General features: G+C 52.8%; 1 protein-coding gene. It reads right to left on the reverse strand.

Annotated features, from left to right (window positions below):
• Positions 1 to 671: hypothetical protein (locus ACFSW5_RS22035; protein ID WP_379278061.1), on the reverse strand; the 671-nt coding region annotated here is incomplete at both ends.

The raw sequence follows: 671 nt of genomic DNA on the forward strand, positions 1-671 counted from the left end.
TGGTTATCGTAGTCCGCGACACTTATGCGTGCGCAGTTATTGGCAAAAAACTGATTTGTCTCGGTCGTCGTCGGCTTCCGTCCGTTTTGCTCAAAAAAACTTTGCCTCCAACAGGCCAATAAGCCGGCAAAAGCCGGGGCAGAAAAGCTTGTGCCGCTCCCGGTTGTCATTCTCCCGCCTTCGCCGTCGGGGATTTCAAGACTAGAAAAAAACAAAGCGTCGACAGCGGGCTGATTATCGTAGCAGCTGTACGATTCCACCACCGGCCGACCGTTAACCAACCGGGCAGCTCCGATGCTGAAAAACGTATGTTTCCGCGCCAAATCGATCAAGCCGCCGTCCGACACATTCCCGGTAGGAGTGATAAGCACGTTGCCCATGCTCAAGATCCTTTTTTCTTGGCCGTTGTTCGTCGCGTTGTACCAGCTCGCCGTGGTGCTCTTAGAAAAAATATCAAGATCGTTGTCAATCATATACTGCAGGTATTCGGTCGGGGAGCCTCCGAGCAAGTGAATTTCCACATCCGGACCAAAGGCCAGAATAGAGTGCAGAACCCGGTAAAGATGACCGCGTTTGGCACCGGTCTTAACCGCCTCTTTCCCGATCGCCGGAACGACAATGCTGTAGCCGGTGAAGTCGGCTGGGTCAATACACTCCCCAATCTTATCTAC

This window comes from Paenibacillus thailandensis (genome assembly GCF_042685365.1).
In the GTDB taxonomy this organism is placed as follows: domain Bacteria; phylum Bacillota; class Bacilli; order Paenibacillales; family Paenibacillaceae; genus Paenibacillus_AP; species Paenibacillus_AP thailandensis.